Here is a 16,229-nt window from a genome sequence, read left to right as displayed (position 1 = left end):
GTCCGTTCCCTCCGGGTTCCGGCGAAGCGGAACGTGAGCTCTTCCTTAGGGCAACCTCAAGATCGCTCCGAGGGGGTTCCGGCTGCGCCGAGCCGACCTATGCTCGCGTCAGCCGAGCGGCCCTCGGCGCCGGAACGTGCCGGACGCGACGCCCGGCGCGGCGTCGGGCCGCCGGATTCACCGCGCCGGAAGGCGTTCTCGGCCTTCCCGCGACCCGAACCGTGACTTGGGGTGTCTTCGCCATGAGTTCTCGCATGCTCCGACCCGTCCGCTGCGCCGCCCCCCTGAAGATGCGCCTCCCGCTCGTCGCCGCGGCCCTGGTCGCGGCGGGGCTGACCACCGCCTGCGGGCCGTCGTCCCCGCCCGCCGGATCCGCCGCGCCCGCACCGGCCGGACAGTCCGCGCGGTCCCTCCCGTCGGAGACGGCGTCCGCGACCGCCTCCGCCGGGGCGTCCCCGACCGCGTCGGCCCCACCGTCCCCGACGGCCTTCCCCTCCGCGAGCGCCGCCACCCGGCCCGCGTCCTCGCCCACCCCCTCACGCACCCCCTCGCGCGCGCCGAGCGGGTCCACCGCCGGCGGCAAGCCCGAGGCCTCCACCGCCCCCGCGTCGGCGCGCATACCCGGCCCCGGATACGACGCTTCCGCCGACGCCCGGCAGCAGATCGAGGCGGCGCTGCGCGCGGCCAAGGCCGACGGGCGGACGGTGCTGCTGGACTTCGGCGCCAACTGGTGCGGCAACTGCAAGGCCGCCGACAAGGTGTTCGCCCAGCCGGCCACGGCGTCGATCCTGGGCGCCGACTACCACCTCGTCAAGATCGACATCGGCGGCGGCAGCCCCGCCAACTCGGCACTGCTGCGCACGTACAGCCCCTCCGGCGGGACCTACACCATGCCCGTCCTGGTGGCGGTCTCCTCCTCCGGCAAGGTGCTCACCGACACCCACGTCACCGGCAACCCCTCGCTGACCTCGGACGGCATCAACTCCTTCCTGCGCACATGGGCGTCATGAGACGACCGCGCCTGCGCTCCGCCGCCGTACCGGCCCTGGCCGGACTCGCGGTGGCGGCCTCGCTCGTCCTCGCCGGGCTCACCACGGACGGCGACGCCGACGCCGACGGCGGCCGCGCGGACGCGCCCGGTACGGCGGGGCGGGCGGCCCCCGGCGGGGTACGCACGGCCGCCGCGGCGGGCGTCGTGGCCCCCGGCACCCGGCAGGACGCGCCGACGCTGGCCGGCGCCGACCTGGACGGGAAGCCGGTCAGCCTCGCCGGGTTCCGGGGCCAGGTCGTCGTGGTCAACGTATGGCGTTCCCGGTGCGGGCCCTGCCGGGCGGAGGCCGACGACCTGGAGCGCCTGAGCCGGCAGACCAAGGGCCAGGGGGTGGCGTTCCTCGGGATCAACACCCGGGACCGGGACCGGGCGGCCGCGCAGTCGTTCGTCCGTACGCACGGCCTCGGCTTCTCCAGCCTCCACGATCCGGAGGGCGACCTGCTGCTCCGCTTCCCGCCCGGACTGCTCGACCCGCAGGCGATCCCCTCGACCCTCGTGATCGACCGGCACGGCCGCATCGCCGCCGGGATCGGGGGCGCGGTCACCGCCGAGGAACTGCGGCCCCTGCTCGCCCGCGTGGCGTCGGAGCCGGAGCGACCGCAGGACCAGCCACCGGAGCCGGCGCAGCCGCAGGACCGCGGGCCGGAGCCGGCGCCGTGACGGCCGGCCCCGGGGGTACTCGCCGCCACGGTCACCGCGTCGCTCGGCACGTACGTGCACAGATGGACGAGAGAGATGACGAGGCACGCATGAACGGTTCCGCCTTCCCGCGAAACGTACGGCACCCCCGGACGGTCCGGATGACGGCCGCAGTGGCCACCACGGCCACAGCGGCCGCCATCGCCGCCGTGACCGCGCTCGCCGGATGCGGACAGCAACCCGACCGGAGCGCAGACGCCGTCCCCACCACCCGGTTCTCCGAGAACGGCGTCACCGTCACCCTGTCGGTCTCCGACTGGCGGGCCTCCAAGGGCACACTGACCGCCGTCTTCACCCCCGAGAAACCGGGCTTCCACCTCTACAGCACCGATCTGCCGGCCACCGGCGTCGAGGGCGTGGGCCGGCCGACCGCCGTGGCCGTCGCCGGATCCCTGAAGCCGGCGGGCGAGCTCGCCGCCACCGCCGCGGTGCACCCGATCCGCCTGCCCGGCGTCGACGCCCCCGTCCCCGTCTACCCCGACGGCCCGGTCACCACCACCCTGCCCGTCCGCGCCGATGGCACCGGCGAGGCGACGGTCCTGCTCGGCTACGCCAGCTGCAGCACCCGGGAAGGCTGCACCATCCCCGTCGCCGACCGTCCCGTACGCCTGCGCATCACCGGCGACGGCCCGGTGTTCGACGCCCCCTAGAGTGTCCGCATGCCGAGCGTCCTGGTCGTGGAAGACGACCCCAGCATCCGCCAGTCACTGATCGAGGTCCTGGCGGAGCACGGGTACGCCGTGCGCAGCGTGGGCGACGGGTTCGGCGCGCTGCGCGAGGTCACCCAGACACCCGTCGACGCGGTGGTCCTCGACCTGGGGCTGCCCGATCTGGACGGCGGGGACGCACTGCGCATGATCCGGGGCATATCGTCCGTGCCCGTGCTGGTGGCCACCGCCCGCGACGACGAGGCGGAGATCATCAAACTGCTCAACGCGGGCGCCGACGACTACCTGGTCAAGCCGTTCTCCGGGGGACAGCTCATCGCGCGCCTCTCGGCGGTCCTGCGGCGCACCAGCCACGTGCCGCCCGCAGCCGGCGCCGCGGCCGGGGCCCCGGCCGCGCCGGCGGCCGACCCGCTGCGCCCCACGACCGTCGGCGAGCTGGCGGTGGACCCGGGGGCGCGCACCGCGTACCTGGCGGGCCGGGAGCTGCGGCTGACGCGCCGGGAGTTCGACCTGCTGGCGTTCCTGGCGCACCACACCGGCCAGGTCGTCTCCAAGCGCCGGCTGCTGACCGAGGTGTGGCGGGAGCCGTACGTGGACGACCAGACCGTCGACGTGCACCTGTCGTCCCTGCGCCGCAAACTCGGTGAGCGCGCGGCGGCTCCGCGCTACCTGCTGACGGTGCGCGGCGTCGGCATCAAGCTGGTGGCCCCCAGGTGAGGCGCTCGCTGGCCGGAGTGGCGCTCGCCGTGACCTCCATGGTCGCCCTCTCCTTCCTCATACCCCTGGCCGCCCTCGTGATGTCGCTGGTCAAGGAGCAGGGCGTGACCGCGGCCGAGCAGCAGGCGGCCGCCCTGGCGCCGGTGCTCACGCTCACCACGGATCCGGCCGCCCTGCGGGAGTCGGCGGCGAGCCTGGACGCCGAGGAGCGCCTGGTCGTCCATCTCCCGTACGACGGCGCCCTCGGCCCGTCCCGGGCGCCCGCGGCCCTGCTCGAACGGGCCCAGCGGGGCCGGGAGTCCATCTCCCAGGAGATCCCGGACGGCTGGATCTGCCTGCAGCCGGTGGTGCTCGCCGACGACCGGGTCGCGGTGATCGAGAACTTCGTCCCCGAGGCGGAACTGACCCGCGGCGTCGCACAGTCGTGGGCGGTCATGGCCTTCCTCGCCGTGGGACTGATCGCCGGTTCGGTGCTGGTCGCCGACCGCCTCGGCGCGAAGGTCGTACGGTCCTCCAGGCGGCTGGCGCAGGCCTCGCACGCCCTCGGCCAGGGTGACCTGGAGACCCGCGTCGACCCCATGGGCCCCAGGGAGCTACGGGACGCGGGCGTCGCCTTCAACGCGATGGCCCACCGCATGACGCAGCTGCTCGCCGTCGAGCGGGAACTGGTCGCGGACCTGTCCCACCGGCTGCGCACCCCGCTGACCGCCCTGCACCTGGCCTCCGAACGCATGGCCGGTACGCCGGAGTCGGCCAGGGTCGAGGCGGCCGTCGCCGAACTGGAGGCGGAGCTGCGGGCCATCATCGCGGCGGCACGCACCCCGCTCGCCGTGGGCCCGATGGGCCAGGGCATGCTCGGGACGGAAACCGCCCCGGGCCGCCCGCCCTCCGCCCCGCGCTGCGAGGCCGCCGAGGTCGTGCGCCGCCGCACCGCCTTCTGGTCGGTGCTGGCGGAGCAGCAGAACCGCTCCTGCGCCCTGGACCTCACCCAGGAGCCCACGGCCGTCGGCCTCTCCGACGACGACATCGCCGCCGTGGTGGACGCGCTCATCGGCAACGTCTTCCGGCACACGGCGCCCGGGACCCCGCTCGGCGTCCAGGTCCTGCGCACGGCCCAGGCCGTCGAGCTGGTCGTGGAGGACGGCGGACCGGGCATCCCCGAGCCGGACCTGGCCCTCTCGCGCGGCAGCAGCACCGGGTCCACGGGGCTGGGGCTGGACATCGCACAGCGGGCGGCGAGCGCCACGGGCGGCTCGATGCACATCGGCACCGGCCCCCTGGGCGGCGCCCGCATCACCGTGACCTTCGCCCTGGCCACCCCACCCCCACCCACCCGCACCCCCCGCCTCCCCCGCCGCCGCCGGTAGCCCGGGCGCCGGCACGACGTCCTCACTTGGAACGCGGCGGTCCCCGGGAGCGGGACGACGCGGCGGCCAAGGGCCAGGTCGCCCGCGGCACCGGGAGATTTTTGTTTGTCGAGGAGCAGCGCCACGACCTAAGATCAACTTTCCTGACGGGCTGCGGACCACCCACTCATGCCGCCGTTTTTCGGACGGGGGAGCAGCAAGGACGCATTCCGCCTCTTCGTGGGCCGTGCAGCCGTCGTTTCACACTTTCCCGGGGGGAGACCCAGTCATGAACCACAACCTCTTTCGAGCCTCTGCGGTCGGCGCGGCCGTAGTCGCCTTATCCGGAGTCATCTCTGTTTCGCAGTCCGCAAGCGCGGCACAGACCTGCACGACAGTCGCGAACGGCCGGATCCAGGCGATGCCCGGCGCCATCCCAGAGGCTCAGCTGTCCATACCGACCTGCATCGAGGCGCTCCCGGACAACAAGGTCCGAGGAAGGGCCGGCCTCCACTGGGATTTCATCAACGACGGCCAGTCCGACCTCACCGGCAAGCGCTTCACCTCATTCAAGGTGACGGCCCGTCTGGAGAGCCGCGTACCGGGCGGCACTGACATCGTGGTCACAAGCAAGACCTGCGACGTCACGACCGACATCAACACGGCACCTACCGGCGACCTGGTCTGTCTGACCCCGTCGGCCACGCTTGACCCGAAGAGGCAGTGGTCCGGCGACGCGACTGCCGTGTACGACATCGAAGGCGACGGCAAGGGCCCCATCACCTGGCAGCTCACGGGCTCGCCCCTGATGAGTTAGCCGTCTGGAGCGACGGGGCCTCCTGGTAGCTCGGGGTCGTGCACCGATCCGAGCCCGAGGGAGGCCCGTCGACGATGTCCTACGAGCTGATGGACCGTCTCCCGCTCGGTCGACCTGGCCGGCGCGGAGCGGTTGTGGTGCGGCTCCCGCCGGGCAGCCTCCGGACCGTGCGGGAGCCGAGGGCCCCGGGCCGACAGCAGGGAACGCCGGTTGGGGAAACGGGTCGGTGTGTCATCGCGCTCCGATACCGGCACGGGGAGCCGCACACGGGAGGGTCCCATCGGCCTCGGCGGCACGAACCGGTGCGTGCCATGCCGCTGAACGCGTCGCCCAGGCCAGGCCAAGCTCGCCGAGCTGGTCTTATCCGAACTAGCCCAGCTCGGCGGCCGGTCCGCCTGCGAGCCGTCGTTCACCACGGAAAGTAGTCGTGAAGAATTGGGTGGGCGGGTTCCGTCGGGCGTGTCGTGCACGTCGTCCGCGCACGCTTCGCGGTCCTACTGAGAGAACGCGTAGGCCCGGACGGGGTCGAGGCGCAGCTCGAAGGGCCCGAAACAGTCGGCCGCGAGGGTCGCGACCGGAGCGCCGCAGGGGCAGGCCCGGTTGAGTCCCTCGTCACCTGTCGGTCCGCAGCACCCACTGCTGTTCTCCCAGTTGGGCAGTGGCTGAAGGCCGGCGGCATCATCAGGGTGCACCAGCACTGTGCGTCGGCTGCCGGCCGAGATGACGAAGCCTTCTTCACGACAGACCACGGGTCCGCGCGACTGAGCCGGCTTCGAGACCTCCTGATCGTCCTGCACGACGTAGGGAGGCCCCCAGGGCTCGGGATCGATCGCGTAGTGGCCCCGCGGAACAGTGGCAGATGCCCGGCGTGTCTCCTTGTCCCGGTCGCGCTCGTCGTCCGAGACGTCAGGGACGGCGGCAAGCTCGGCCAGCTCCGGCGTGATCGCGGTGCCGCACTCGGAACAGAGGAAGACGGTCATCCCCTCGTTGTAGTACTCAGGACTATCCCTTCGCATCCTCGTTTCGCTGCTCGGAGTCGATGCGCGCGACGACGCCACGGAGATCGGGCATGCCCAGGTGGGCGGTGGTGTGCCGGACCGGGAGGTCGCGCATGGCGGTGAGCTTCTGCTCGGCGGCGCCGAGGCTGGCCCCGATTGCGGCGACCTCGCCGAGCCACCCCTGTTCCTTGGCCTCCTGGAGCCGGCCGAGCAGGTTCGCATGGATCTCCTCCAAGCGGGCCATCTGCTCAGGATCGGCCGCAGGACAGGGCAGCGGATGCAGGCGTGTGTTCATGGACGCAGGGGTGCCGACGAAGTCGCGTGCGCAGACACCGAGGGCGACCTTCCGCAGCTCGAAGTGGACGAGGAAGTCCCACTCCTGTGCGGTGGGCTCGCGGTACTCCTCCCCGGGTCGCAGCGCCCGGCGGCGGGCGATGAAGGACCGGTGGTGGTTGATGACGTCCTCGGAATGGATCGCGGCATAGGCCGCCGGCGAGAGCATCGAGAAGGCTGAGCCCCCAGCCGCCCCGACCGGCGTCGTGGACCTGATGGAAGCCCTGCGGGCGAGCGTGGAGCGCGCCCGCACCCCAAGGACACCGGCGAGAGGCGACCAGCACCGCCCGGGCCGCGCGCGGGCAGAAGAAGAACGAGGCAAAGAAGCGGGCCACAGCCGGCACCGGCTGCGGCCAGTCCAGCCGCAGCAGGCACACCTCGTAGGCCTCTGGGCGGCTCGGGTGCTTCCGCTGGAAGGCGAGCCCTGCCGAGCGAGTACCTTATTGCACAGATATTGCAACAGCAGCTTATGTGCGAGAGGGGCCGGACGTGGGTGCTCCGGTGGTACTGGGGATCGAGTCGTCGTGCGATGAGACCGGAGCGGGGATCGTCTCCGGCGGTCGGCTGCTCGCGCACGTCGTGGCGTCGAGCATGGACGAGCACGCCCGCTTCGGCGGCGTGGTGCCGGAGATCGCCGCCCGCGCTCATCTGCAGGCGTTCGATCCCGTCGTACGCGAGGCGCTCGATCAGGCAGGCCTCAAGCTGTCCCAGATCGATGCGGTCGCGGTCACCACCGGGCCCGGGCTCTCGGGCGCCCTGCAGGTGGGGCTGGCGGGGGCGAAGACGCTGGCGTACGCGGCGGGGGTCCCGTTGTACGGGGTGCACCACCTGGCCGGACACGTCGCCGCGGCCACCCTGGAGCACGGTCCGCTGCCCAACCCGTGCATGGTCTTGATCGTCTCCGGCGGACACACCTCGCTGCTCCTGGTGCGGGACCTGGTGCGCGATCCGATCTGGCACCTGGGCGACACCGTGGACGACGCGGCCGGCGAGTGCTTCGACAAGGTAGCCCGCGTCTTCGGCCTGCCCTACCCCGGCGGGCCGGCCATCGACCGCGCCGCAGCCACCGGCAACCCGTGCGCGGTCGCCTTCCCCCGCCCTCTGGCGGGCCCGAAGGACGACCCGTACGCCTTCTCCTTCTCCGGCCTGAAGAGCGCCGCCGCCCGCTGGGCGGAGCGGCACCGCGCCGACGGCCACGAGATCCCGGTCGCCGACGGCGCCGCGTCCCTCCAGGAGGCCGTCGCCGATGTCCTGACCCGCAAGGCGCTGGCCGCCTGCCGGGCGTACGAGGTGGGCACCCTCGTGGTCGTGGGCGGGGTCGCGGCGAACTCGCGGGTGCGGGCGCTGGCGGAGGAGCGGTGTGCGGCCGCCGGGGTCGAGCTGCGGGTGCCGCCGCTGACCCTGTGCACCGACAACGGCGCGATGATCGCCGCCGTCGGTGACCTCCTCGTACAAGCCGGAGCCGACCCGGCCCAGTTGGACATCTCCATCGACCCCTCCGCACCGCTCGAGTACGCCGCCCTGCATCCCGCGGCGCGCCCCGCCGCGGTCCTGGCGTGATAGCGGTTCGCCGGGTGGACGCCGCCGAGCTGCCGGCCCAGGGCCAGGACGTGCGGCGGGTGTACGGGGAGGCGTTCGCCGGCCCGCCATGGAACCAGGCCCCCTCCGCGGCGGAGGCCTACCTCGACCGGCTCGCCGGCGACTGTGCCCGGCCCGGCTGTGCCCGGCCCGGCTTCGTGGCCGCTCTGGCCTTCGACGGGCCGGAGGTGGCGGGGCTGGCGGTCGGCTGGACGACGCCCGAGCCGTTCCTTCCGGGCGCTGCTACCCGCAGGCCGCCGCCGCGCTGGGCCCGCAGCGCACGGCCGCCTGACTGTGCGGGGGCCGGGGGTCGCCGAGCTCGCCGTGGCGGAGCCGGCGGGCGGCCGCGGCGTGGGCACCGGACTGCTCCCGGCAATGACCGAAGTCGCGCCGGAGGGACGGTGCCGGCTGCTGACCTCCGTCCGCGCCCATCGGGCCATCCGGTTCTACCGGCGCCAGGGCTGGGCCCAGGCCACTCACCCCGCGCCGGAAGGCGCCGGACACGCAGTCTTCCTCAGCCCCGCGCATCCGGCCCGCGCCGTCATCGCCTGCTGAAGAGCGGCCCTCGCTCCGCCTGAGGGAACGGCCACCGAGTCGGACGAACTGGCCGCAGGCCCTGGCCTGGGGCAACGTCCGGCCCACGAGCCCGTAAGGCCTTGCCCTGCCCACGGCGACCGGCCGCCGACGCGGTGGCGGCGCCTGGCAGGGTCCCTGAGCCGGGCGGAGTGGGGGCGGATCGCGGGGATGGCGGGCTTCATCGCCCTGCCGCACGTGGCCGGCTGGCTCACCCTGGTCGCGCTCGTCGAGCCGGAGCACTACAGCCTGGGCGAGAAGGTCGTCGATGCCGGCGGCGTCCAGGCCTGCAGGCAGGGGGCGGCCTTGCGGACGTAGCTGCGGACGGTGGAGGGGGCCAAGGGCCGACTCGGCCGGGACCCGTGCCACAGAGCACGTCGATCCAACGGTGGACAGCATTCTGAAACGGGGCCGGCGCCTGGTCGGCGAGTCGGCGAGTCGGCGGGGGCCGACGAGGTGCGCGTTGGATTTCGCGTCCGGGACGAGGAGGCCGGTGCCGCGGAGGTAGTTCGTCGTTCGTCCAGGCCAGGCAGGCAGTCGGCGCAACTGCCCGTCGTCCGTGACATCCAGCGGGGCACGATGCGCGGCCGGGTTGGCGGGAGGAGTCCGGCGCGCTGCAGAGCCAGGAGGATGGTGGGCCGCATCTGTGGGAGGTCGGCGAGGGCCTCACTCAGGGCGGACCAGGTGCTCATCGGGCGGGCGAGAGGCGAGTGCGAGGCGGCCCCGCCGCCGGTGTGAACCATCCAAGCCGGTCCGGTCCCACAGGGTTGGCTGCGCGGAGTGGGCCTCAGGAGGCGATGCGTTCGCCGGACGGATCGGCGACCACGATCTGGATGTGCGGCGGGCCGTATTTGCGGGCCTTGGAGACCATCTTGGCCACATCGACCTTGTCCCGTGGAACGGATACATACATCGGGGCCGGCATGGCCGGGTGCGGCGGCGGTACGTTCGATCCGGGCGGCAGGGTCATGCCCTGCCGCAACCGCACCCCGATCAAGGCGTGCTCACCGTTCGGGGGCGTTGCCGTGACGAACTGGGTGACATCGCGCCACGGCAGGATCACGTTCCCGATCTGCACTCTGGCCGGGCTGAAGTAGAACAGGATGCGCCGGGAGTCGTACCAGGACGATATGAGCGGGATCGCGAAGACGATCACCGCACCGCCCTTCATGTCGAGCGCCCACCCGAGGAACACAGCGAGGCCCACCACGGCCGCGATCGCCCCCCACAGCCCGAGCAGGTCCTTCGGGGAGGCCGGGCGCGACACCTTGTAGCGCTGCCATCGCATACCGCGCCTGGGCCGCCACTCGGGGCCCGCCGGCGCATTCGGATACGGCGAGTTCGGATACGTCATTCCGGATACCTCCGAACTTGGCGGACTGCCTTCGGGGACGAAGATCACTGCCGGGGATCCTAACGACGTGCGGACGGCCTGGCTTGGACAAAAATGACCTCGCCACTCACTGGGCGAGGGCACCCTCCGCGATGCGAGCCGCCGCCACCTGGCCCGGGGTGGTCCCGGCCAGGGCACGGAACTCTCGATTGAGGTGGGCCTGGTCGTAAAAGCCGCAGGAGGCCGTCACCTCGGAGGGACTCGCACCCTTGTGCCCGAGGAGGTGTACGGCGTGATGGAAGCGCAAAATCCGGGCGGACACCTTGGGTGTCAGGCCGATCTGTTCGGTGAAGCGGCGTACCAAGTAGCTCTGGCTCCAGCCCACTTCGGCGGCGATCCGCGCGACCGGGATCGCCCCGTCCGCGCGGGCGAGCAGCCGCCAGGCGTGGCTCACCTCCGGCGCGGGCTCCGGGCCCCGCTCGAGTCGGGTCAGTAACACGAAGTCGAGAAGGTCGAAGCGGGTCGCCCAGTCATCGGTGGCCGCCATGCGCTCCGCCAGCTCGTCGGCCTCGGGACCGAGCACGTCACGCAGTTCGACCGCCCGGTTCGTCAACTCGCGCATCGGTACGCCGAGTAGCCGATAGGCGCCGAGCGGCGTCAGCTCCAGCCGTATCGCCTCCTGGCCGCCGGGGTGGTCACACAGCCGGGGCCCGTCATCGAGGCCCACGACCAGCGAACCGATCGCTCCGCCTGACGGGCTCGCTTCCCGGAGTCGACGGACCTGGGTGAACGGCTGCCCCAGGTTGATCACCAGGACGGCTCGGCCGGTGGGCACGAGGCGGACCCGAAACGGCGAGGCCACGGCTTCCCAATAGCCGGCATAGCTGTGCAGATACGGCTGCAGCCCGGCGGGCCAAGGCCGCGTCACCCGCCACCGGTCACCCACCCGAGTCATCCCGACTCCGTCGACCACACTCCTGCTCACAGCACCCGGCATATTTCCCCCCTCCCTGAAGGCCAAGACCTCACATCGGGCCAGTCCTTGGCAGAGGGTGTATCACGCCCCATACGATCGGTCGACAGGCACCCGTCGACGTACGTTTCGAGGGTGCCACGACGCAGGGTTTCGCATATTGCACTTACTGATCATTTCAGAATCAATTTACGGCTTCTGCGATTGTGGCGATGAGTCCGATCTCATGACATCGGCCTTTCGGATCAGCATGCCGTCATCCTGCCACGGTCCGCACTACTCCCGCACGCGATCACCGCGAGCCCGCGCCGCTTCACGTGCTCATACTTCTCGCCTATACCCCTGCGCTCTACGGACGAAGAGTGATGCCGGAACCCATCAACATGTGCAAAGTGTTCTGGCATATATTCCGTAAGGGCAGTGGTCAGGAGTTCGTGGGATTGGTGTCGTCCCATTTCCACCCGGTTTCAGGGAACTGATCCAGCAATGCGGAGAGGGACGCTGCCTGGTGGATGGCCGATGGCCAGTCTTCCGCGGAGACGTCGAGTGTCACCAGAGACGGGGTGTCCTGGCGGAAGTCGTAGGCAAGCAGCTCGCGACTTCCGTCTCCCCCGATGACGACGGCGCCGGGGAAGCGCTTCTGGAATTCACCGGCCTCGTTGATGCCGATGAGCTCATCCAGCGCGTCGATCACCAGGGAGTCGTCAGCGGGAGGAACGAACCGGCTCAGACTTCCTGTAGTGCTCAGGAAGTCCCGGTAGTCCTGGGGAAAACGGACTCCGAAGTGGTACTCGACCTGCACGATCTGGTCATCGCTGCTCGAATTGTGAGTGCTCAGACCCTGGGCGACGGCGTCCCAGTCCTTCTCCAGACCGGTGGTGCGGGTGGCGGTGATCCAGTCTTTGAGGTGCTGGCCGGAGCGGCTTTGAAGGATCTCCGCGAAACCGCGGACGTGCGCGTGAAGGGCCTTCAACTCAGGGCAGTGAGCGAGGACAGCGGCGTACTGCTCATGTTCCTCTTCGCCCAGGCGCTCGGGGTGTCGCATCATCCAGCCGGTGCCCCGGCGGATTCCTGGTGGCGGGGGTGGGACGACGCGGATGCGGCGCCGGCGTTTCGGTCGCAGGTGGTCACTGATGATCTGGTAGCTCCCGCGACAGCCGAGGGCTTGGAGTTGGGCATGCAGCCGGATCGCGTTGGTGTGTCCTTCGGCCCAGCGTTTGTCCAGGTAGGGCTTGTAGAGGTCGAGCTGGCTCGGCCGGGGCTGGTGCCGACCGGTCAGCAGCTGTCCGGGGACTGCCGCGCGGGCACTGCGGCGGACGGTGTCCGCCGATGTGCGGTTCTCTGGCGATCTCGCGGATGCCGTGTTCTTGGGCCGGCAGGGCGCGGATGGTCGCATGCCGCTCTCGGATGCGGGCCTCGATCGGCGACATCGCTTTCGTAGCATCCACGCTGTCGCCATCATTCGTCGGGCCGTCAGGGCTGGCGGCGGCTGTCTTGAGGCATGTGCCGTGGAGCCGGATGCCGGCTTCGACGGCGGTGCCGAGGTTTTGCCAGAGGTGGAACCGGTCGGCCACCTGAACCGCGTTCGGGGCACTGGTGCGGGCGCCATCGGGGTAAGAACCGGCCCGGTAACGGCTGATGATCTCGGCGCCGGGATGCTCGCGCAGCCGGCCCGCCAGGGTGGCGGCGTCCCGGCCGGTCAGCAGGTCGAGAGGCCGGCCAGTCTCGCAGTCAATGAGCAGTGTCCCGTAGTGATGCCCGCGGCGGGTGGCGAAGTCGTCGACCCCCAGGATTTTCGGGACGGCCCAGGTGGGATCGGGCAGGGCCATGATCGCCCGCAGGAGCGTTGTCCGGCTCACCCTCATGTGCAGGGCGGCTGCCAGACGGGCACCAGCGCGGCCGGCGAGCGCAACCGCAACGACTGCCAGGACCCGTCGCGAAGCAGGAGTCCGTCCCCCGTACCTGGACGTCAGCCCCGCGACCTGCTCGCCGAACGTACGGCGTCCGGACATCTCGTTGTCGCAGTACAACCGCCGTACGGTCAGGAGGCCTGGGCTGTCAGGCCAGCCGGGACCCGATTCGAAGCCGCATGTCTCCGGCAGCCCGACGGACGTCCTCCGACAGGGCCTCCACCTCCAGCACCCCGAGCAGAACCATCAGCGCGCGTGCCTCATCCTCGGCCAGCGGCTGCAGACGCGGCTCGGGCACCCCATCGAGCAGCGAATCCAAAAGGTCCAGCACACCGCCATCCATGCCGGAGACAACGCGATAGGCCGGGCCGAAGGTCACCGGCCCGCCGGGGCGATACGTGCAACGTCGGGTGGCCGGTCCCTTCAGCCCCTGCCGGGCGTCGGCGCCGCGCGGACACGACGCTGCGCCTGCTCCGGGTCGCCGCGTACGGCGCGATCCCCGCGGCGAGCAGGGACAGGGCACCCCGCCCGGCATCCCGGTCCCTGACGGCCCCCGCGTCTCCACCTCCGCTGCCCGCTCCACACACTGCGCGAGCGCCGCCAGGCCCCGCCGGAACGCCTGCAGGGAACGACGGCCGGGCGGAGCGGGGGCTCGGCGGAATACGCGGCGATGCGCCAACACACCGTCTTCGGGTACGTGGGCGGCGCCCTGACCGAGCCCTGCGCGTGCCCCCGGCTGCCGGCCGCGGTGCATGCCCGTGGGGACGTGCGCCGTCTGCTGCGGGCTACAGCGATGGTGTGGAACACGGGACTTGGCGAGCGTGAGCGTACGGGAACGACCAAGTCCAGCCGACGCTGCTCCGACGCCTGCCCGCCCGGCACGGCCCGGACGCCTGCCCGCACCCCTCCCCCCGCCCCCACGACGCGTTGGGCAGCACCCCGCCGAGTCCTCGCCGAAGCGGCCGGTGCCCCGGCGGTCGCCGCGCGCTGAGCGACCGCCGACGGCACCAGGTGGCCCTACTAGCACGAGCCGACCGTCACCCCGGCGAGCGCCCTCGACATCGACTGCCACCACCTGGACGGCGGCCCGGCCCGGGGCCCATGCCGACGACGAGGGCCGGGCCTCGTCGCTGATCGCGGTCACCGCCCGGTCGAACAGGTCCCGCGACCAAGCTCCGCCGGTGCCCGGCCGCCGACGCCGACCGGCTTCAAAAGCGGCGAGGCTTGGTCGCTGTCGCACGTCCCGACATCACCGAACGCCGCGTCACGTCACCAACCCCGCAATGCCTCCGGCCCGCGTACCGTTCTTCCAACGGCCGCCAGCAGAGAGGGAATCAAAGGCCGGGGCCGCCCTGTTCCCTACGGTGCCCCCTCTTTCAACCGCACCGGCCAAGGAGCCCCTGCACCATGGAATCGCGTCCGTTTCTCCTGCCCCGTCACGACGGCTCCGCCATGGTGGTCGGCGGCCCCACGACCGTCCTCGACCTCGGCGGGCTGCGTATCGTCACCGACCCGACTTTCGACGACCCGGGCCGGCACGGCCACCTCACCAAGACCGAAGGCCCCGCCGTCAGCGAGGACCGGATCGCGGACGTGGACCTGGTCCTGGTCAGCCACGACAACCACGCCGACAACCTCGACGACCGTGGCCGCGCTTTCGCCCTCGCCGCCCCGCTGCTGCTCACCACGACCAGCGGCGCCGAGCGCCTCGGCTCGCCCGCGCGGGGTCTGGCAGTCTGGGACAGCCACACCCTCAGGCGCCCGGACGGCGGCGAACTGACCGTCACCGCCGTGCCGGCCGTCCACGGCCCCGAGGACGGCGAACGCGACCCGGACGGCGAGGTCAACTGCCAGGTCATCGGCTTCGTCCTCACCGGAGACGGCCTGCCCACCGTCTACATCAGCGGCGACAACGCCTCCATACGGGCGCTCACCCGGACAGCCCGCCGCTTCCCCGCAGTCGACGCCGCCGTCCTGCACGCCGGCGCGGCCCGCGTCCCCGGGAGGTTCCGCGAACGTGCTCTCAGCCTCGACAGCGTCCGCACCGCTGCGGCCGCCGCGATTCTGGGCGCCCCCGTCAACATCCCCGCCCACTACACCGGCTGGGCCCACTTCACCGAAGGCCGCCAAGACCTTGAGCAGGCCTTCGACGACGCCGGCCTGACCTCCGTCCTGCACCTCGGCGACCACGGCACCTGGCTCCCGCTCAAGCCCTGACCATCATCCTGGTGCCGCCCCGCCTTGATGGACGGCGAGTTCCTCCCACCTGCGAATCACCCGCGGCTGAACGGAAGACAATCACGGAATGCAGGATTGAACCAGCCTTGACCTCAACCACACATGAGGTCCTAGCTTGGCGATCATGACGACCACAAGCACCCCGCAGAACGGCACCACCCCGCACGGCCACCGGCCCATCGCCCTGGTCGCCTGGGGCGCCACCGAGGCGATCCTGCGGCACTCGCAGGCCACCCTGGCGCGCATCGACATGACCCAGCCCCAGTGGTGGGCGCTCAACAACATCGTCCGGGCCGAGTACGGCCTCACCAGGGAGGACATCCGCGCCTTGGCCGTGCCCTACGGCATGGGCAACCAGGTGATGGTCCACGCCTCCGACGCCCTCGTACACCGGGGTTGGCTCGGCATCGGCACGGACGGCCGGCTGACCCTCACGGAGCAGGGTCACGAGGGCCTGGCGACGGCGAAGGAACACATGGACCGGGTACGCGCGGAGCTCCTCGGCGACATCACGGAGGAGGAGTATGCGAGCGCGGTGTCCGTACTCCAGCGCGTCACGGACCACCTCGCCCAGGGGTCGTCGTGAAGGTCCCCGCCAGGGCTCTTTGCTGACGACCAGCACGGCCGCGCGCCGGCCGCAGCAGCTGCCCGCTCGACACCACCTGACGGGAGTCGTCCGGGACGAGATGTGGGACCGGTCGGACTTCAGGCCAAGGGAGGTGATTCCCAGTCGTCGGTTCCGGGCACCTTGCAGAACTCGATCACCAACGAGCCCATACGGCGCATCCGCGAGCCGGGGGCGGGGCTCTGGGCGGTGACCCTCCAGACACCAGGCCAGGTGAGGGCACCCACCGGCGGCCCGTCCGGATCAGCGGCCGCGATGACCAGACCCGCCTCCCACGCGACTTTCCGCGCGTCCGTCACGATCAACCCGACGAGGTCAGGAACGCTCACCTCGTCAGCCGTATCGGGTCCCACCCAGCTCATACCGCCCT

The 16,229-nt window shown here is 71.7% G+C and carries 19 protein-coding genes; 11 read left to right on the top strand and 8 right to left on the bottom strand.

Annotation, left to right across the window (positions count from 1 at the left end):
- Positions 1-254: 254 nt before the first annotated feature.
- The 6 genes from ACZ501_RS26650 to ACZ501_RS26625 all read left to right on the top strand — a co-directional run bounded on the left by ACZ501_RS26650 (position 255) and on the right by ACZ501_RS26625 (position 5,298).
- Positions 255-1,010 (top strand): thioredoxin family protein, encoded by a 756-nt coding sequence (locus tag ACZ501_RS26650; protein ID WP_468798790.1) that lies wholly within the window; start codon positions 255-257, stop codon positions 1,008-1,010.
- Complete coding sequence (locus tag ACZ501_RS26645) at positions 1,007-1,711, top strand: TlpA family protein disulfide reductase (protein WP_468798788.1); 705 nt, start codon at positions 1,007-1,009, stop codon at positions 1,709-1,711. The genes ACZ501_RS26650 and ACZ501_RS26645 overlap by 4 nt, the downstream gene beginning before the upstream one ends.
- Positions 1,712-1,851: 140 nt before the next feature.
- Positions 1,852-2,400: a hypothetical protein gene (locus ACZ501_RS26640; protein WP_468798785.1), complete on the top strand. Its 549-nt coding sequence runs from the start codon at positions 1,852-1,854 to the stop codon at positions 2,398-2,400.
- A gap of 9 nt (positions 2,401-2,409) precedes the next feature.
- The gene (locus ACZ501_RS26635; RefSeq protein WP_468798782.1) at positions 2,410-3,135 is read left to right on the top strand and encodes a response regulator transcription factor; all 726 of its coding nucleotides are present in this window, start codon (positions 2,410-2,412) and stop codon (positions 3,133-3,135) included.
- Entirely contained in the window at positions 3,132-4,502 is a 1,371-nt protein-coding gene (locus ACZ501_RS26630; RefSeq protein WP_468798779.1) for a sensor histidine kinase, read from the top strand. Before ACZ501_RS26635 ends, ACZ501_RS26630 begins: the two co-directional genes overlap by 4 nt.
- A 268-nt stretch (positions 4,503-4,770) precedes the next feature.
- Positions 4,771-5,298, top strand: coding sequence for a hypothetical protein (locus tag ACZ501_RS26625; RefSeq protein ID WP_468798776.1), 528 nt, complete (start codon positions 4,771-4,773; stop codon positions 5,296-5,298).
- A gap of 494 nt (positions 5,299-5,792) precedes the next feature.
- On the opposite strand, the gene ACZ501_RS26620 is transcribed toward ACZ501_RS26625, so the two are convergent.
- Both ACZ501_RS26620 and ACZ501_RS26615 read right to left on the bottom strand, forming a co-directional pair.
- A complete protein-coding gene (locus ACZ501_RS26620; protein ID WP_468798773.1) occupies positions 5,793-6,278 on the bottom strand; it encodes a hypothetical protein in 486 nt (161 codons plus the stop codon).
- A 22-nt stretch (positions 6,279-6,300) separates the two neighbouring features.
- Complete coding sequence (locus ACZ501_RS26615; RefSeq protein ID WP_468798770.1) at positions 6,301-6,798, bottom strand: integrase; 498 nt, start codon at positions 6,796-6,798, stop codon at positions 6,301-6,303.
- A gap of 332 nt (positions 6,799-7,130) precedes the next feature.
- Between ACZ501_RS26615 and tsaD the strand changes: the two genes are divergently transcribed.
- The 3 genes from tsaD (at position 7,131) to ACZ501_RS26600 (ending at position 9,098) form a co-directional block, all read left to right on the top strand.
- Entirely contained in the window at positions 7,131-8,189 is a 1,059-nt protein-coding gene (gene tsaD / locus ACZ501_RS26610; RefSeq protein ID WP_468799212.1) for a tRNA (adenosine(37)-N6)-threonylcarbamoyltransferase complex transferase subunit TsaD, read from the top strand.
- A gap of 144 nt (positions 8,190-8,333) precedes the next feature.
- Positions 8,334-8,762 carry a GNAT family N-acetyltransferase gene (locus tag ACZ501_RS26605; RefSeq protein ID WP_468798767.1) on the top strand — a complete coding sequence of 143 codons (429 nt, stop codon included), beginning with the start codon at positions 8,334-8,336 and terminating at the stop codon, positions 8,760-8,762.
- A gap of 189 nt (positions 8,763-8,951) precedes the next feature.
- Positions 8,952-9,098, top strand: a complete 147-nt coding sequence (locus ACZ501_RS26600) for a hypothetical protein (RefSeq protein ID WP_468798764.1) — start codon at positions 8,952-8,954, stop codon at positions 9,096-9,098.
- 469 nt (positions 9,099-9,567) lie between these two features.
- Here the strand turns inward: ACZ501_RS26600 and ACZ501_RS26595 are convergent, their stop codons facing one another.
- From ACZ501_RS26595 to ACZ501_RS26575, 5 genes are all read right to left on the bottom strand, one after another.
- Positions 9,568-10,134 carry a hypothetical protein gene (locus tag ACZ501_RS26595; protein ID WP_468798761.1) on the bottom strand — a complete coding sequence of 189 codons (567 nt, stop codon included), beginning with the start codon at positions 10,132-10,134 and terminating at the stop codon, positions 9,568-9,570.
- A gap of 106 nt (positions 10,135-10,240) precedes the next feature.
- The gene (locus ACZ501_RS26590; RefSeq protein ID WP_468798758.1) at positions 10,241-11,068 is read right to left on the bottom strand and encodes a helix-turn-helix domain-containing protein; all 828 of its coding nucleotides are present in this window, start codon (positions 11,066-11,068) and stop codon (positions 10,241-10,243) included.
- Between the two features lie 442 nt (positions 11,069-11,510).
- Complete coding sequence (locus ACZ501_RS26585) at positions 11,511-12,131, bottom strand: SMI1/KNR4 family protein (RefSeq protein WP_468798755.1); 621 nt, start codon at positions 12,129-12,131, stop codon at positions 11,511-11,513.
- 82 nt (positions 12,132-12,213) lie between these two features.
- The gene (locus tag ACZ501_RS26580; RefSeq protein WP_468798752.1) at positions 12,214-12,915 is read right to left on the bottom strand and encodes an ISL3 family transposase; all 702 of its coding nucleotides are present in this window, start codon (positions 12,913-12,915) and stop codon (positions 12,214-12,216) included.
- Positions 12,916-13,144: 229 nt separating this feature from the next.
- Positions 13,145-13,375: a hypothetical protein gene (locus ACZ501_RS26575; protein ID WP_361596638.1), complete on the bottom strand. Its 231-nt coding sequence runs from the start codon at positions 13,373-13,375 to the stop codon at positions 13,145-13,147.
- Between the two features lie 1,028 nt (positions 13,376-14,403).
- On the opposite strand from ACZ501_RS26575, the gene ACZ501_RS26570 reads away from it, so the two are divergent.
- Entirely contained in the window at positions 14,404-15,213 is an 810-nt protein-coding gene (locus tag ACZ501_RS26570; RefSeq protein WP_361596635.1) for an MBL fold metallo-hydrolase, read from the top strand.
- A gap of 145 nt (positions 15,214-15,358) precedes the next feature.
- Positions 15,359-15,820 carry a MarR family winged helix-turn-helix transcriptional regulator gene (locus ACZ501_RS26565; RefSeq protein WP_361596632.1) on the top strand — a complete coding sequence of 154 codons (462 nt, stop codon included), beginning with the start codon at positions 15,359-15,361 and terminating at the stop codon, positions 15,818-15,820.
- 119 nt (positions 15,821-15,939) lie between these two features.
- Here ACZ501_RS26565 and ACZ501_RS26560 read toward each other — a convergent pair whose 3' ends face one another.
- Positions 15,940-16,221, bottom strand: coding sequence for a PASTA domain-containing protein (locus tag ACZ501_RS26560; protein WP_361596629.1), 282 nt, complete (start codon positions 16,219-16,221; stop codon positions 15,940-15,942).
- Positions 16,222-16,229: the final 8 nt, after the last annotated feature.

The sequence above is a fragment of the Streptomyces sp. NPDC034085 genome (assembly GCF_055575555.1).
Note: the sequence above shows the minus strand (reverse complement) of the source record. Positions and strands in the feature narration are given on the sequence as shown.

Bases quoted from the DNA above. Each gene is read 5' to 3' on its own strand.
- ACZ501_RS26650 (WP_468798790.1), top strand. From the start codon at position 255: ATGCTCCGACCCGTCCGCTGCGCCGCCCCCCTGAAGATGCGCCTCCCG.
- ACZ501_RS26590 (WP_468798758.1), bottom strand. From the start codon at position 11,068: ATGACTCGGGTGGGTGACCGGTGGCGGGTGACGCGGCCTTGGCCCGCC.
- ACZ501_RS26585 (WP_468798755.1), bottom strand. From the start codon at position 12,131: ATGCGACACCCCGAGCGCCTGGGCGAAGAGGAACATGAGCAGTACGCC.
- ACZ501_RS26635 (WP_468798782.1), top strand. From the start codon at position 2,410: ATGCCGAGCGTCCTGGTCGTGGAAGACGACCCCAGCATCCGCCAGTCA.
- ACZ501_RS26595 (WP_468798761.1), bottom strand. From the start codon at position 10,134: ATGACGTATCCGAACTCGCCGTATCCGAATGCGCCGGCGGGCCCCGAG.
- ACZ501_RS26620 (WP_468798773.1), bottom strand. From the start codon at position 6,278: ATGACCGTCTTCCTCTGTTCCGAGTGCGGCACCGCGATCACGCCGGAG.
- ACZ501_RS26615 (WP_468798770.1), bottom strand. From the start codon at position 6,798: ATGCTCTCGCCGGCGGCCTATGCCGCGATCCATTCCGAGGACGTCATC.
- ACZ501_RS26565 (WP_361596632.1), top strand. From the start codon at position 15,359: ATGACGACCACAAGCACCCCGCAGAACGGCACCACCCCGCACGGCCAC.
- ACZ501_RS26580 (WP_468798752.1), bottom strand. From the start codon at position 12,915: ATGGCCCTGCCCGATCCCACCTGGGCCGTCCCGAAAATCCTGGGGGTC.
- ACZ501_RS26600 (WP_468798764.1), top strand. From the start codon at position 8,952: ATGGCGGGCTTCATCGCCCTGCCGCACGTGGCCGGCTGGCTCACCCTG.
- ACZ501_RS26560 (WP_361596629.1), bottom strand. From the start codon at position 16,221: ATGAGCTGGGTGGGACCCGATACGGCTGACGAGGTGAGCGTTCCTGAC.
- ACZ501_RS26570 (WP_361596635.1), top strand. From the start codon at position 14,404: ATGGAATCGCGTCCGTTTCTCCTGCCCCGTCACGACGGCTCCGCCATG.
- ACZ501_RS26640 (WP_468798785.1), top strand. From the start codon at position 1,852: ATGACGGCCGCAGTGGCCACCACGGCCACAGCGGCCGCCATCGCCGCC.
- ACZ501_RS26625 (WP_468798776.1), top strand. From the start codon at position 4,771: ATGAACCACAACCTCTTTCGAGCCTCTGCGGTCGGCGCGGCCGTAGTC.
- ACZ501_RS26645 (WP_468798788.1), top strand. From the start codon at position 1,007: ATGAGACGACCGCGCCTGCGCTCCGCCGCCGTACCGGCCCTGGCCGGA.